The organism is Azospirillum brasilense (assembly GCF_003349955.1).
Lineage (GTDB): Bacteria > Pseudomonadota > Alphaproteobacteria > Azospirillales > Azospirillaceae > Azospirillum > Azospirillum brasilense_B.
Genome location: NZ_QLKQ01000048.1, coordinates 18421 through 31210 on the forward strand (window position 1 = coordinate 18421; position 12790 = coordinate 31210).

General features: G+C 67.8%; 12 protein-coding genes. 4 read left to right on the forward strand and 8 right to left on the reverse strand.

Annotated elements, in window-relative coordinates:
* Window positions 1-173: 173 nt before the first annotated feature.
* From lpdA to DXK32_RS20275, 6 genes are all read right to left on the reverse strand, one after another.
* Window positions 174-1571 (reverse strand): dihydrolipoyl dehydrogenase, encoded by a 1398-nt coding sequence (lpdA, locus tag DXK32_RS20250; RefSeq protein ID WP_114860153.1) that lies wholly within the window; start codon window positions 1569-1571, stop codon window positions 174-176.
* A gap of 13 nt (window positions 1572-1584) precedes the next feature.
* A complete protein-coding gene (locus tag DXK32_RS20255; protein ID WP_114860154.1) occupies window positions 1585-2916 on the reverse strand; it encodes a pyruvate dehydrogenase complex dihydrolipoamide acetyltransferase in 1332 nt (443 codons plus the stop codon).
* A 13-nt stretch (window positions 2917-2929) separates the two neighbouring features.
* Window positions 2930-4327, reverse strand: a complete 1398-nt coding sequence (locus DXK32_RS20260; protein WP_114860155.1) for a pyruvate dehydrogenase complex E1 component subunit beta — start codon at window positions 4325-4327, stop codon at window positions 2930-2932.
* Window positions 4328-4405: 78 nt separating this feature from the next.
* Window positions 4406-5422: a pyruvate dehydrogenase (acetyl-transferring) E1 component subunit alpha gene (pdhA, locus tag DXK32_RS20265; protein WP_014198781.1), complete on the reverse strand. Its 1017-nt coding sequence runs from the start codon at window positions 5420-5422 to the stop codon at window positions 4406-4408.
* A gap of 212 nt (window positions 5423-5634) precedes the next feature.
* On the reverse strand, window positions 5635-6006 hold the full coding sequence (locus DXK32_RS20270) for an FtsB family cell division protein (protein ID WP_205215776.1): 372 nt from the start codon (window positions 6004-6006) through the stop codon (window positions 5635-5637).
* Window positions 6007-6170: 164 nt separating this feature from the next.
* Window positions 6171-6587 (reverse strand): acyl-CoA thioesterase, encoded by a 417-nt coding sequence (locus DXK32_RS20275; protein WP_205215777.1) that lies wholly within the window; start codon window positions 6585-6587, stop codon window positions 6171-6173.
* A gap of 122 nt (window positions 6588-6709) precedes the next feature.
* Here DXK32_RS20275 and parE point away from each other — a divergent pair, with 122 nt between their 5' ends.
* Together parE and DXK32_RS20285 are read left to right on the forward strand one after the other, a co-directional pair.
* Window positions 6710-8698, forward strand: coding sequence for a DNA topoisomerase IV subunit B (gene parE, locus DXK32_RS20280; protein WP_114860156.1), 1989 nt, complete (start codon window positions 6710-6712; stop codon window positions 8696-8698).
* A gap of 136 nt (window positions 8699-8834) precedes the next feature.
* Window positions 8835-9392: a hypothetical protein gene (locus DXK32_RS20285; RefSeq protein WP_114860157.1), complete on the forward strand. Its 558-nt coding sequence runs from the start codon at window positions 8835-8837 to the stop codon at window positions 9390-9392.
* Window positions 9393-9407: 15 nt separating this feature from the next.
* Here DXK32_RS20285 and DXK32_RS20290 read toward each other — a convergent pair whose 3' ends face one another.
* Both DXK32_RS20290 and DXK32_RS20295 read right to left on the reverse strand, forming a co-directional pair.
* Window positions 9408-10112, reverse strand: coding sequence for an alpha/beta fold hydrolase (locus tag DXK32_RS20290; protein ID WP_114860158.1), 705 nt, complete (start codon window positions 10110-10112; stop codon window positions 9408-9410).
* A gap of 20 nt (window positions 10113-10132) precedes the next feature.
* Entirely contained in the window at window positions 10133-10675 is a 543-nt protein-coding gene (locus tag DXK32_RS20295) for a hydrolase (RefSeq protein ID WP_114860159.1), read from the reverse strand.
* 276 nt (window positions 10676-10951) lie between these two features.
* Here DXK32_RS20295 and DXK32_RS20300 point away from each other — a divergent pair, with 276 nt between their 5' ends.
* Window positions 10952-12517, forward strand: a complete 1566-nt coding sequence (locus tag DXK32_RS20300) for a DEAD/DEAH box helicase (protein WP_114860160.1) — start codon at window positions 10952-10954, stop codon at window positions 12515-12517.
* Between the two features lie 5 nt (window positions 12518-12522).
* The gene (locus tag DXK32_RS20305) at window positions 12523-12765 is read left to right on the forward strand and encodes an Lrp/AsnC ligand binding domain-containing protein (RefSeq protein ID WP_014198771.1); all 243 of its coding nucleotides are present in this window, start codon (window positions 12523-12525) and stop codon (window positions 12763-12765) included.
* The last annotated feature ends 25 nt before the right edge of the window (window positions 12766-12790 follow it).

Sequence of the window (12790 nt, forward strand, 5' to 3'; positions counted from 1 at the left end):
ACGGCGCAAGGCCGGCGGACACGGTCCCGCCGGATAGGCCGGAATGACCGACCGGTCAAGTCTGATTATCGGCCGCGACGAAACAACACCGCCAAAAGGATGACGACGTCGGAAACGTTGCTCCCCCGCCCCGGAGGGCGAGGGAGGAAACGACCGCCAGTCAGACTCGCCACTTAGAAGTGGATGGCCCGGCCATAGGCATCAAGCACCGACTCGTGCATCATTTCCGACAGGGTCGGATGCGGGAACACCGTCTGCATCAGCTCCTGCTCGGTGGTCTCCATGGTCTTGGCGACCGTGTAGCCCTGGATCAGCTCCGTCACCTCGGCGCCGACCATGTGGGCACCCAGCAGCTCGCCGGTCTTGGCGTCGAACACGGTCTTCACCATGCCGTCCGCCTCGCCCAGAGCGATGGCCTTGCCGTTGCCGATGAAGGGGAAGCGGCCGACGCGGACCTCGTAGCCCGCCTCCTTCGCCTTCTTCTCGGTCAGACCGACCGACGCGATCTGCGGGTGCGAGTAGGTGCAGCCCGGAATGTTGCGGACGTCCAGCGCGTGCGGGTGCTTGCCGGCGATGTGCTCGACGGCGATGACGCCCTCGTGGCTGGCCTTGTGGGCAAGCCAGGGAGCCCCCGTCACGTCGCCGATGGCGTAGACGCCCGGCTCGTCGGTCTGGCAGTTGGCGTTGGTCTTGATGTGGCCGCGGTCGGTCTGGACCTTGGTGTTCTCCAGGCCCAGATTCTCCGTATTCGGCGAAATGCCGACGGCGAGGATCACGCGGTCGACGGTGATGTCCTCGGTCTTGCCGTTGGCCTCCACCGCCACCGTCACGCTGTCGGCCCCCTTGCGCAGGTTGCCGGCCTTGCCGTTGGTGATGATGCGCATGCCCTGCTTTTCGAACTGCTTGCGGGCGAAGGCCGAGATTTCCTCGTCCTCGACCGGCAGGATGCGGTCCATCACCTCGACCACCGTCACCTTGGCGCCCAGCTCGTTGTAGAAGCTGGCGAACTCGATGCCGATGGCGCCGGAGCCGATGACCAGCAGCGACTTCGGCGTCGTGTTCGGGGTCATCGCCTTGCGGTAGGTCCAGACGAGGTTGCCGTCGTCCTCCAGACCCGGCAGGGTGCGGGCGCGGGCGCCCGTGGCGATGATGATGTTCTTCGCCCCGAAGGTGCCGACCGCCGCGCCGCCCTTGGTCACGGCCACCTGCCCCTTGCCGAGCAGCTTGGCCTCGCCCTCGATGACGGCGACCTTGTTCTTCTTCAGCAGGTGCTTGACGCCGCCGTTGAGCTGCCCCGCCACCTTGCGGGACCGCTGAACGACCTTGTCCAGGTCGAAGGACGGGTTCTGGATGACCAGCCCGTACTCCGAGGCGTGCTTGGCGTTGCGCAGCACCTCGGCGGAGCGCAGGAGCGCCTTGGTCGGGATGCAGCCCCAGTTGAGGCAGATGCCGCCGAGGTTCTCACGCTCCACCACCGCGGTGCTGAGGCCGAGCTGGGCGGCGCGGATCGCCGCCACGTAGCCGCCCGGACCGCCGCCGATGACGATGAGGTCGTAGTTCATGTCAGCCATGGTCAGCGCCCCCTTACAGCAGCATGCTCAGCGGGTCCTCGATCAGCTTCTTGAAAGCCGCGAGGAATTCCGCACCCTGCGCGCCGTCGGCGACGCGGTGGTCCACGGTGACCGAGACGGTCATCACGGTGGCGATGGCGAGCGCGCCGTTCTTCACGACCGGACGTTGCTCACCGGCGCCGACCGCCATGATGCAGGCCTGCGGCGGGTTGATGATCGCCGCGAACTCCCGGATGCCGTACATGCCGAGGTTGGAGATCGAGAAGGTGCCGCCCTGGTACTCCTCCGGCTTCAGCTTGCCGTCGCGGGCGCGCTCCGCCAGACCCTTCATCTCGTTGGAGATTTCGGCCAGCCCCTTGGTCTCCGCCTTCTTGACGATGGGCGTGATCAGGCCGGTCGGGGTGGCCACGGCGACCGAGATGTCGACGTGATCGTAACGGAGGATGGCTTCCTCCGACCAGGCAGCGTTGATGTTCGGGAACTTCTTCAGCGTCAGCGCGGCGGCGCGGATGATGAAGTCGTTGACCGACAGCTTGTAGTCCTTGGAGCGGGCGTTCAGGTCGGAGCGGACCTTCAGCAGCGCGTCCAGCTCGCAGTCGATGGCCAGGAAGTAATCCGGCACCGTCTGCTGCACCTCGGTCAGACGACGCGAGATCGTCTTGCGCATGGAGCTGTTCGGCTGCGCCTTGTAGCGCATGCCCAGCTTGTCCGACAGGTCCTTGGCGTCGATGCCCGCGGCCTTCGGGGCCGCCCCGGCGGCCGGCGCAGCCGCCGGGGCGGCGGCGGGAGCCGGAGCGGCGGCCTGCGGAGCGGCGGCCTTGGCGGTGCCGCCAGCCTTCGCGGCCTCGATGTCGGCCTTGACGATGCGGCCGTTCGGGCCGGTGCCCTTGACGGCTTTCAGGTCGAGACCGGCCTGCTCGGCCAGACGGCGGGCCAGCGGGCTGGCGAACACGCGGCCACCGCCCTGGGCGGCGGGCGCCGGAGCGGCCGCGGCCTGCGGAGCCGGAGCAGCGGCCGGAGCCGGAGCGGAGGCCGCCTGGGCCTGGGCCGGGGCCGGGGCCGGGGCGGGAGCGGCGGCCTTGGCGAGCGCGCTGTCGTCCTCGCCCTCTTCCAGCAGCACGGCGATCGGGGTGTTCACCGCGACGCCCTGGGTGCCGGCCTGCACGAGGATCTTGCCGAGACGGCCTTCGTCGGCCGCCTCGACTTCCATGGTGGCCTTGTCGGTTTCGATCTCGGCGATCACGTCGCCGGACTTCACCGCGTCGCCTTCCTTCTTCAGCCACTTGGCGAGGTTGCCCTCGGTCATGGTCGGAGAGAGGGCGGGCATGAGAATCTGGATGGTCATTCGCTCGCCCTCCTTACTTGCGGTAGCAGGCCTTCTTCGCCGCTTCCGCGATGCGGTCGGGCGAAGGAAGGACGAGCTTTTCCAGGTTCGCCGCGTACGGCATCGGCACGTCGAGGCCGGTCACGCGGATCACCGGGGCGTCCAGATAATCGAACGCCTGCTCCATCATCAGGGCCGACAGCTCGGCGCCGATGCCGCAGGTTGGCCAGGCCTCCTCGACGGTGACGAGGCGGTTGGTCTTCTTGACGGAGTTGACGATCGTCTCGGTGTCGAGCGGACGGATCGTGCGCAGGTCGATGACCTCGGCGCTGATCCCGTCCTTCTCCAGCAGATCGGCGGCGGCAAGCGCGTAGCTGACCATCAGCGAGTGGGCGGTGATCGTCACGTCCGTGCCGGCGCGGCGGATCTTGGCGCGGCCGATCGGAACGATGAAGTCCTCGCTCTCCGGCACCTCGAAGGACTGGCCGTAGAGGATCTCGTTCTCGAGGAAGATGACCGGGTTCGGATCGCGGATCGCCGACTTCATCAGGCCCTTGAAGTCCGACGCGCTGTAGGGCGCGACGACCTTCAGGCCGGGCACGCTGGCGTACCAGGGGGTGAAGTCCTGGCTGTGCTGCGCGGCGACGCGGGCGGCCGCGCCGTTCGGGCCGCGGAACACGATCGGGCAGCCCATCTGGCCGCCGGACATGTACAGCGTCTTGGCGGCGGAGTTCACGATGTGGTCGATCGCCTGCATCGCGAAGTTGAAGGTCATGAACTCGACGATCGGGCGCAGGCCGCGGAAGGCCGCACCAACGCCCAGGCCGGCGAAGCCGATCTCGGTGATCGGCGTGTCGATGACGCGGTCGGCGCCGAACTCCTGGAGCAGGCCCTGCGACACCTTGTAGGCGCCCTGATACTGCGCGACCTCCTCACCCATCAGGAAGACGGTCGGGTCGCGGCGCATCTCTTCGGCCATGGCGTCGCGCAGCGCTTCGCGGACGGTCTTCTTCACCGTCTTGTCGAAGAACTTGTCCTCGTCCGAGGCCGGCGGCGCGGCGGCCGGGCCGCTGGCCGGACCGACCGGCAGGGTGGCCGGGGCGTGGGCGCCCGTGTCCTTCACCACCGGCTCGGCGGCGACCTTCGGGGCCGGCGTCGGGGAGCCGGACACGGCGTCGGTCACGCTCTCGCCCTCGCCGAGGATCACGGCGATGGGGGTGTTCACGGCGACGTTCTCGGTGCCCTCGGCGACCAGGATCTTGCCGATGCGGCCTTCGTCGACCGCCTCGACCTCCATGGTCGCCTTGTCGGTCTCGATCTCGGCGAGCACGTCGCCGGACTTGACCTCGTCACCTTCTTTTTTGACCCATTTCGCCAGCTTGCCCTCGGTCATGGTGGGCGACAGCGCCGGCATCAGCACTTCGATCGGCATTCCTCAACCTCCGGCGGCGCGGGTTCACCGGGAGGCGATGCCTCCGGCCCTCGGCGCCGCTCCTGCTTATCGTTGTCGTCAGGCTTCGACCAGGACGTCCGTCCACAGCTCCGCCGGATCGGGCTCGGGGCTCTGCTGCGCGAATTCGGCAGCCTCGGTCACCACGGCCTTGACCTCGCGGTCGATTTCCTTGAGCTGGTCCTCGGTCACGTAAGCGCCTTCCAGCAGGACGCGCTTCAGGTTGTCGATCGGATCGGACTCGCTCCGCATCTTCTCGACCTCCTCCTTGGTCCGGTACTTGGCCGGGTCGGACATCGAGTGGCCGCGGTAGCGGTAGGTCTTCATCTCGAGGATGACCGGGCCGTTGCCGGCGCGGATGTACTCCACCCACTTGTCGGCGGCCTCGCGGACCTCGAGGACGTCCATGCCGTTGACCTGATGGCCGGGAATGCCGTAGGCCGCGCCGCGCTGGTGCAGCTCGCCCGCCGAGGCGCGCTCCTGCGAGGTGCCCATGGCGTACTTGTTGTTCTCGATCACGTAGAGCACCGGCAGCTTCCACAGAGCCGCCATGTTGAAGCTCTCGTAAACCTGGCCCTGGTTGATGGCGCCGTCGCCGCAATAGACCGCGGACAGGCCGTCATCCTTGTTGTACTTGTGCGAGAAGGCGAGGCCGGTGCCCAGCGGGACCTGCGCGCCGACGATGCCGTGGCCGCCGTAGAAGTTCTTCTCGCGGCTGAACATGTGCATCGAGCCGCCCTTGCCCTTGGAGTAGCCTCCACGGCGGCCGGTCAGCTCGGCCATCACGCCCTTGGGGTCCATGCCGCAGGCCAGCATGTGGCCATGGTCACGGTAGCTGGTGATGACGTCGTCGTTGTCCTTCAGCGCGGCCTGGATGCCGACCACAACGGCTTCCTGGCCGATGTAGAGGTGGCAGAAACCGCCGATGAGGCCCATGCCGTAGAGCTGGCCCGCCTTCTCCTCGAAGCGGCGGATCAGAAGCATCTCGCGATAGTACTTGATCAGGTCCTCGGTCGAAGCGGCCTGCTTCGAAGCGGAGTCAGTCTGCGCCTTCGGACGGCGTCGTGACGCGGCCATGTTTCCTCCCCAGGGTTTATGCAGCGACGGCAAGCGAACAGCCAGGGCTGCAGCACGTTGCGAGGGTACATCCCACTTATGAGGGTGCATCCCCCTCGCACCGGAAGCGGATGCGGGGCGCACAGTACACGACAAGCGCACGAGACGCAAATATCTGTTTTTAAACGCGAAATTCGGCGTTAACCGGCTTTCGGTTAATTCACTGATATGACCTACTTCTCAGCGCTAGCATCACCTTCGGCCTGGGCCGGGGGGAGTGCGATTATGACGTCGCGGGCCCCTGAAAGGTTCAACATCGTGCGCGCACGCTCGTCCAGCATGTCGCGGTCCAGGTGGTCGCTGCGCATCAGTTGCGCGCGGCGGTCCATCCGCTCGCGCTCGGCCTTCACCTGATCCAGGACGGATTCCGCCGTGGCGATCTCCGCCTTCAGGTGGTTCATGGCGAGCAGCCCGCGGTCCCCCTGGACGGCGTAATAGACGAAGTAGGCGACGACGCAGGAGCCGATGGCCGGCCCGATGGCCTGGCGAAGGGCGCTTTTGGCGGCGCGTTTCAGCGAGTCGGTGAGGTTCTGGAGCATGGTCATGGCGGTATGATGGAATCATACGCGATTCCTTCGGTCAAACGGAAAAGAAGCAATCCGAAAGAATTCACCGCGCCATGCTCTTGGCAGCGCCGAGTAATAGGCGGTTTACACCCCCAAAGGAGAGGGACACAGTGCGCAACCTTCGAAAGAAGGCGGGCTGCGCTTCACTCCGGCGGGACCTCGCGCGGGCGGCGGTCCTCACCGATGGCGACGTAGGTGAAGACGCCCTCGGTCACCTTGATCGCCTCCCCCGCGCTGCGCTGGCGGCGCACCCAGGTCTCGACCCGCACGCGGATGGAGGTTCGGCCGACCTTGGTGACGTGCGCGAAGCAGCTCACCTCGTCGCCGACATAGACCGGCTTGTGGAAGGTCATCGCCTCGATCCCCACCGTCGCCACGCGCCCGCCCGCCCGGCGCAGGGCGGCGACCCCGCCGGCCAGATCCATCTGGGACAGCAGCCAGCCGCCGAAGATGTCGCCGTTGGGGTTGGTGTCCGCCGGCATGGCGATGGTGCGCAGCGCCGGGCCGCCTTCCATATCGGGCTGGGCTAGGTTCTGATCGGTGGATGTGCCGTCGCTCATCGTGCTTCCGCCCTCGTCCGTTCTGGGGTCGAAAAAGCGCATCACAAAATATGGTGCGGGGAGTATATAGGAGCCACCGCATGCGCTTGCGCAGCCCTGACGAAATTCCTATAACTGGGGCCATGAGCGATCTTTTCGAGAACACGGCGCGCAAGGCCGAGAGCTATTCCGCCCAGGATATCGAGGTTCTGGAAGGGCTTGAGCCCGTCCGCCGGCGCCCCGGCATGTACATCGGCGGCACCGACGACCGGGCGCTGCACCATCTGGTGGCCGAGGTTCTGGACAACGCCATGGACGAGGCGGTGGCCGGCCACGCCAGCCGCATCGACCTGGAGCTGACCGCCGACGGCACGGTGGTGGTGCGCGACAACGGGCGCGGCATCCCGATCGACGACCACCCCAAGTACCCGGGCAAGTCGGCGCTGGAGGTCATCCTCACCACCCTGCATTCGGGCGGAAAGTTCTCCAACAAGGTCTACCAGACCTCCGGCGGCCTGCACGGCGTCGGCCTGTCGGTGGTGAACGCCCTGTCCGACCGGCTGATCGTCGAGGTGGCGCGCGACCGCCAGCTCTACGTGCAGCACTACAGCCGCGGCCTGCCCCAGGGACCGCTGACCCGCCAGGGCGCGGCCAATCGCCGCGGCACGACCATCCGTTTCCACGCCGACCCCGAAATCTTCGGCGAGGCCGCCCATTTCGAGCCGCACCGGCTGTACCGGCTGGCGCGCTCCAAGGCCTACCTGTACCGGGGCGTCGAGATCCGCTGGAGCTGCGACCCGGCGCTGCTGTCGCCCGACAGCACCACCCCGGCGCAGGAGACGCTGCATTTCCCCGGCGGTCTGCTCGACTATCTGAACGCCGCCTTGAAGGAACGCCGGACGCTGACCCGCCTGCCCTTTTCGGGCGCGCTGGACTTTCCGAACCAGCAGGGCCGCGTGGAGTGGGCCATCGCCTGGCCGGAGGATGACGAGGGCTTCTCGCACACCTACTGCAACACGGTGCCCACCCCGCAGGGCGGCACCCACGAGGCCGGCCTGCGCGCCGCGCTGACCCGCGGCCTGAAGGGCTACGGCGAGCTGACCAGCAACAAGCGCGCCGCCCAGGTCACCGCGGACGACGTGGTGGGCGACGCCTGCATCCTGCTGTCGGTCTTCATCCGCGAGCCGCATTTCCAGGGCCAGACCAAGGAGAAGCTGGTGACGGCGGAAGCCCACCGGCTGGTCGAGGCGGCGATCAAGGATCACTTCGACCACTGGCTGTCCGGCGACCCGTCCTCCTCCAAGGCCCTCCTGGAACGGCTGATCGAGAAGGCGGAGGAGCGCGCCAAGCGCAAGCAGTCCAAGGAGTTGGGACGGAAGTCCGCGACCCGCCGCCTGCGCCTGCCCGGCAAGCTGGCCGATTGTTCGCGCAACTCGCCGGAGGGAACGGAGATCTTCCTGGTCGAGGGCGATTCGGCGGGCGGCTCGGCCAAGCAGGCGCGCAACCGCGAGACCCAGGCCATCCTGCCGCTGCGCGGCAAGATCCTGAACGTCGCCTCGGCCTCCTCCGACAAGATGAAGGCGAACCAGGAGCTGAACGACCTCACCCAGGCGCTCGGCTGCGGGGTGGGCAAGGACTTCTCAAGCGACAAGCTGCGCTACGAGCGGGTCATCATCATGACCGACGCCGACGTGGACGGCGCGCACATCGCCTCGCTGCTGATGACCTTCTTCTACCGGGAGATGGGCGGGCTGATCCAGAACGGGCACCTGTATCTGGCCCTGCCGCCGCTCTACCGCATCAGCCACGGCGCCAAGTCGGTCTACGCCCGCGACGACGCGCACAAGGACCAGCTCATGAACAAGACCTTCAAGGGCAAGAAGGTGGAGATCAGCCGGTTCAAGGGCCTGGGCGAGATGATGCCGGCCCAGCTCCGCGAGACGACCATGGACCCGGCCAAGCGCACGCTGCTGCGCGTCGTCGTGCCCAACAGCGCCGACCCCGAGCAGGCGGAGGACGTCAAGGCCACGAAGACCCGCGTCGAGGAGCTGATGGGCCGCCGCCCGGAACTGCGCTTCCAGTTCATCCAGGAAAACGCGAAGTTCGTCCGGGTCGACGACATCGACGTGTGACGCCGAACGCCGCCGGGATGCGCGGTCGGCGGACCGGCGGCTCTTCCGGAGGCTCTTGCGGAGACTTGGGCTTGCCGGTGCCGGAACGGCGCCCCATGCTTGTTTGCCCCTGTCCACTCAGCAGCCCAGGCGAGCCATGACCTTCCTGCCCCGTGCCAGCGTTCTCGCCCTCTGCGCGATGGCGGCGGCCTGCACCAACGAACGCGTGGTGGCCGACCTGCCCGTCCCCGCCTACACGCTGAGCGAGGTGTCCTACGCGGCCTCCGACCGCGACCTGCGCGTGGTGATCCTCGGCAACCCCTTCGGCATGGACCCACAGACCTTCGGTCCGCTGGTGACCGCCAACATGCAGAACCGCATTTCCGGCGTGCGCACCAACTTCACCACCACGCCGAACCAGACGGCGCGGCCGGATTACCGGGTCGTCCTGGCCTTCAATCCCGCCGAGACCACCCTGAACTCGTACCTGTGCAGCGGCCAGCCCCTGCGCACCAGCCCGCCCGGCGGCCCCATCGTCGTCCAGGGGGCCTTCTGCCGGGGCGGCGGAACGCTGTCCTCGGCGACCGGCTGGCTCGACCGTCCGCAGGGACCGAACGACCCCGATTTCCGGTCGCTCATCAGCGACATGACCTTCGCCCTTTTTCCGGCCCGCCGCGCCGACCTGGACGGCTGCGGCGGGGGTCCTGACTGCTGATCCGCAAGCCCGCGTTCAGGCGTAGAGCAACCACTGCCGCAGCAGGGCGGTGACCGCCTGGGGCCGCTCCATGGCCGACAGGTGGCCGCAATCCTCGATCAGGGCGAGGCGGGCGCCGGGGATGCCCTCGGCGATCTCCTCGTGCAGCGCGGGGGGCGTGATGGCGTCCTGCCGCCCGCACAGCACCAGCGTCGGGCAGGCGATGCTCCCAAGGCCGGGCCGGCTGTCCGGACGGTTCATGATGGCGGTCTGCTGGCGCGCGTAGCCGTCCGGCCCGACCCGTTGCGCCTGGGCCTGCACCGAGTCGACGAGAGCGGCTTCGCCCGTCCGGTCGGGATGGACGAGGCGCGGCATCCCGGCGGCCACCACCTGCCGCAGCCGCCCCTGCCCGACCAGCCGCACGGCGTCCTGGCGCGTCGCCGTCTGCTCCGGCGTGTCCGGGCGGGCGCTGGTGTCGAGCAGGGCGAGCTTCGCCACCCGCTCCGGCGCCTGCCGCAGAATCTCGAAAGCGACGTACCCGCCCATCGACAGGCCGGCGAGGGCGAACCGCCCGGGCGCGCCCGCCAGCACGGCGGCAGCGAGGGCGCCCACGGAGTCATGACCGGTCAGATCGCCGACGGTCGGATCCGCCACATCGGCGAGATGGTTGGTCTGGTGTTCCCACAGCGCCGCGTCCAGCGGCATGCCGGGCAGCAGGATCAGGGGAATCCGGTCGCTCATTCCTTGTCCTTCCCGAAAAGTCAGCGGATCAGGTCCAGCACCGCCTTGAAGGCGGGGATGTCAGAACGCTCCATCCACTCGAACAGAACCATCTCCGTGCTGACGATGGTCGCCCCGGCGGCTCGCATGCGGGCGATGCCAAGCTCCGCGTTGAGGGGCGTGCGCGACGACACGGCGTCGGCCACCAGCACCACCTCGAACCCCAGATAGACCAGCGACAGCGCCGTCTGCATCACGCAGACATGGGCCTCCGACCCGCACAGAACGACCTGCCGGCGGCCGAGCCGATCCAGCCGATCCAGGAAGGCCGGCTCCCGCGCGGCGGAGAAGCTGATCTTCTCCACCACCCCGTCCGGCGGCAGCAGGGCGCGCAGGGAGGCGGCGGTCGGGCCGAGGCCCTTGGGATACTGCTCGGTGGCGAAGGCGGGCACGCCGAGCAGCGCGGCGCCCTTCAACAGCGTCGCGGCGTTGCGCTCCACCCGCGCGGACTCGGCGATCGACGGCATCAGCTTTTCCTGGATATCGACCACCACCAGGACGGAACTTGCGGAGGACAGGTGCATCGGAGGGCTGCCTTTTTTCTTGGTCCGGTCCGGGCGGGGACGAGGCCGAAACCGGCCTTTCCGCCGCCGCGGACCCCGGAATTCCGCGGTTTTCGCGGCCTTTTCACAGCCTAGCCGAGCGGGCGCGGATCGCCAAGCGGCCCATCCGGAGCCGCGCGATGCGCGATTTCATCACAAGGTCTATTGACAGCGCCCTTTGACTTCATATTCTGCCGCACCATCTACTCGTCGGGCCGTATCGGCACGATTTTCGCACTCCAGACAGAAACAGGTTGGATGCTCTTTTCGGAACTTGGGCTTGGACCTGACGTCCTGCGGGCAATCGAGGACAAAGGTTACACCCAGCCGACGCCAATTCAGGAACAGGCCATTCCCTGGGTCCTGCAAGGCCGCGACGTGCTCGGCTGCGCGCAAACCGGCACCGGGAAGACGGCCAGCTTCACCTTGCCGATGATCAGCATTCTGGCGTCGGGCCGGGCCCGGGCGCGCATGCCCCGGTCGCTCATCCTGGAGCCGACTCGCGAGCTGGCGGCCCAGGTCGCCGAGAGCTTCGAGACCTACGGCAAGCACCACAAGCTCAGCATGGCGCTCCTGATCGGCGGCGAAACCTTCACCGAGCAGGTGAAGCGGCTGGACCGCGGGGTGGACGTTCTGATCGCGACGCCGGGCCGTCTGATCGACCTGTTCGAGCGCGGCAACATCATGCTCAACGACATCAAGGTCTTCGTCATCGACGAGGCGGACCGGATGCTCGACATGGGCTTCATCCCGGACATCGAGCGGATCGTCAGCAAGCTGCCCAAGCTGCGGCAGACGCTGTTCTTCTCCGCGACCATGCCGCCGGAGATCCGCCGCCTGGCCGACGCCTTCCTGTCGAACCCGAAGGAAGTGACCGTCGCCCCGCCGGCCTCGCCGTCGGAGACGGTGACCCAGGCCATGGTGCTGGTGCACGAGGAGGACAAGCGCAAGGCGCTGCGCCACCTGCTGCGCACCGAGGACGTCAAGAACGCCTTCATCTTCTGCAACCGCAAGCGCGACGTCGCCATCCTGCAGAAGTCGCTGGAGAGCCACGGCTTCAACGCCGGCGCGCTGCACGGCGACATGGTGCAGTCGAAGCGGATGGAGACGCTGGAGGCCTTCAAGAAGGGCGAGATCACGCTGCTCGTCTGCTCCGACGTGGCGGCGCGTGGCCTGGACGTTCAGGGGCTCAGCCACGTCTTCAATTTCGACGTGCCGATCAGCGCCGAAGACTATGTCCACCGCATCGGACGCACCGGCCGGGCCGGTCGCTCGGGACGCGCCTTCACGCTCGCCAGCCCGCTGGACGGCAAGCAGGTGTCGGCCATTGGTCGTCTCATCAAGCGGGAGATTCCGTTGATCGCCATTGACGGCCTCGAGTCGGCCGAGTTCCTCAGCGAGGACGAGGCGCGCCGTGGCCGCAGCCGTGGCCGTGGCAAGGACAAGGAGCGCGGCGACCGCGCGCCGCGCGAGCAGCGCGCCGAGCGCCCGGACCGCGAGGAGCGGGCGCCCCGCGAGGAGCGTCAACCGCGCGAGGAACGGCCAAGCCGCGAGGAGCGCCCGGTCCGCGAAGAGCGTCAGCCCCGTGAGGAGCGCCAGCCTCGTGAGGAGCGTCAGCCGCGCGAATCGCTGGCCGCCGCCGAGAGCCGCCGCCAGCAGGAGCCGCGTCGCGATCGTGACCGCGATCGCCGCCGCCGCCGCGACGAGGACGAGGACGACACACCGGTGATCGGCTTCGGCGATCACATGCCGGCCTTCATGCTCCGCTCCGCGCGGCGCCCCGCCCCGGCCGAGTCCGCCGAGCAATCCTCGCAGGAGGGCTGACCGCCATGCAGACCATCTTCGTCATGGTCAAGTGCGAGCTGGGCAAGGCCTACCAGGTGGCGGATCAGGCCGTTCAGGACATCGAGCAGGTGTCGGAGGTCCACTCGATCTCCGGCCAGTACGACCTGCTGATGAAGTGCTATCTGCCCCAGGATCTGGACATCGGCCGATTCGTGACCGAAAACATCCAGACCCTGACCGGGGTGCGCGACACCTTCACCCTCATCGCCTACAAGGCGTTCGCCTGAGGGTCGGAGAGCGGTCGGACGCCTC

Excerpts from the sequence above, each read along its gene's own strand:
- DXK32_RS20260 (WP_114860155.1), bottom strand. The coding sequence starts at position 4,327 with ATGCCGATCGAAGTGCTGATGCCGGCGCTGTCGCCCACCATGACCGAG.
- DXK32_RS20300 (WP_114860160.1), top strand. The coding sequence starts at position 10,952 with ATGCTCTTTTCGGAACTTGGGCTTGGACCTGACGTCCTGCGGGCAATC.
- lpdA (WP_114860153.1), bottom strand. The coding sequence starts at position 1,571 with ATGGCTGACATGAACTACGACCTCATCGTCATCGGCGGCGGTCCGGGC.
- DXK32_RS20295 (WP_114860159.1), bottom strand. The coding sequence starts at position 10,675 with ATGCACCTGTCCTCCGCAAGTTCCGTCCTGGTGGTGGTCGATATCCAG.
- DXK32_RS20275 (WP_205215777.1), bottom strand. The coding sequence starts at position 6,587 with ATGAGCGACGGCACATCCACCGATCAGAACCTAGCCCAGCCCGATATG.
- pdhA (WP_014198781.1), bottom strand. The coding sequence starts at position 5,422 with ATGGCCGCGTCACGACGCCGTCCGAAGGCGCAGACTGACTCCGCTTCG.
- DXK32_RS20255 (WP_114860154.1), bottom strand. The coding sequence starts at position 2,916 with ATGACCATCCAGATTCTCATGCCCGCCCTCTCTCCGACCATGACCGAG.
- DXK32_RS20285 (WP_114860157.1), top strand. The coding sequence starts at position 8,835 with ATGACCTTCCTGCCCCGTGCCAGCGTTCTCGCCCTCTGCGCGATGGCG.
- DXK32_RS20290 (WP_114860158.1), bottom strand. The coding sequence starts at position 10,112 with ATGAGCGACCGGATTCCCCTGATCCTGCTGCCCGGCATGCCGCTGGAC.
- parE (WP_114860156.1), top strand. The coding sequence starts at position 6,710 with ATGAGCGATCTTTTCGAGAACACGGCGCGCAAGGCCGAGAGCTATTCC.
- DXK32_RS20305 (WP_014198771.1), top strand. The coding sequence starts at position 12,523 with ATGCAGACCATCTTCGTCATGGTCAAGTGCGAGCTGGGCAAGGCCTAC.
- DXK32_RS20270 (WP_205215776.1), bottom strand. The coding sequence starts at position 6,006 with ATGACCATGCTCCAGAACCTCACCGACTCGCTGAAACGCGCCGCCAAA.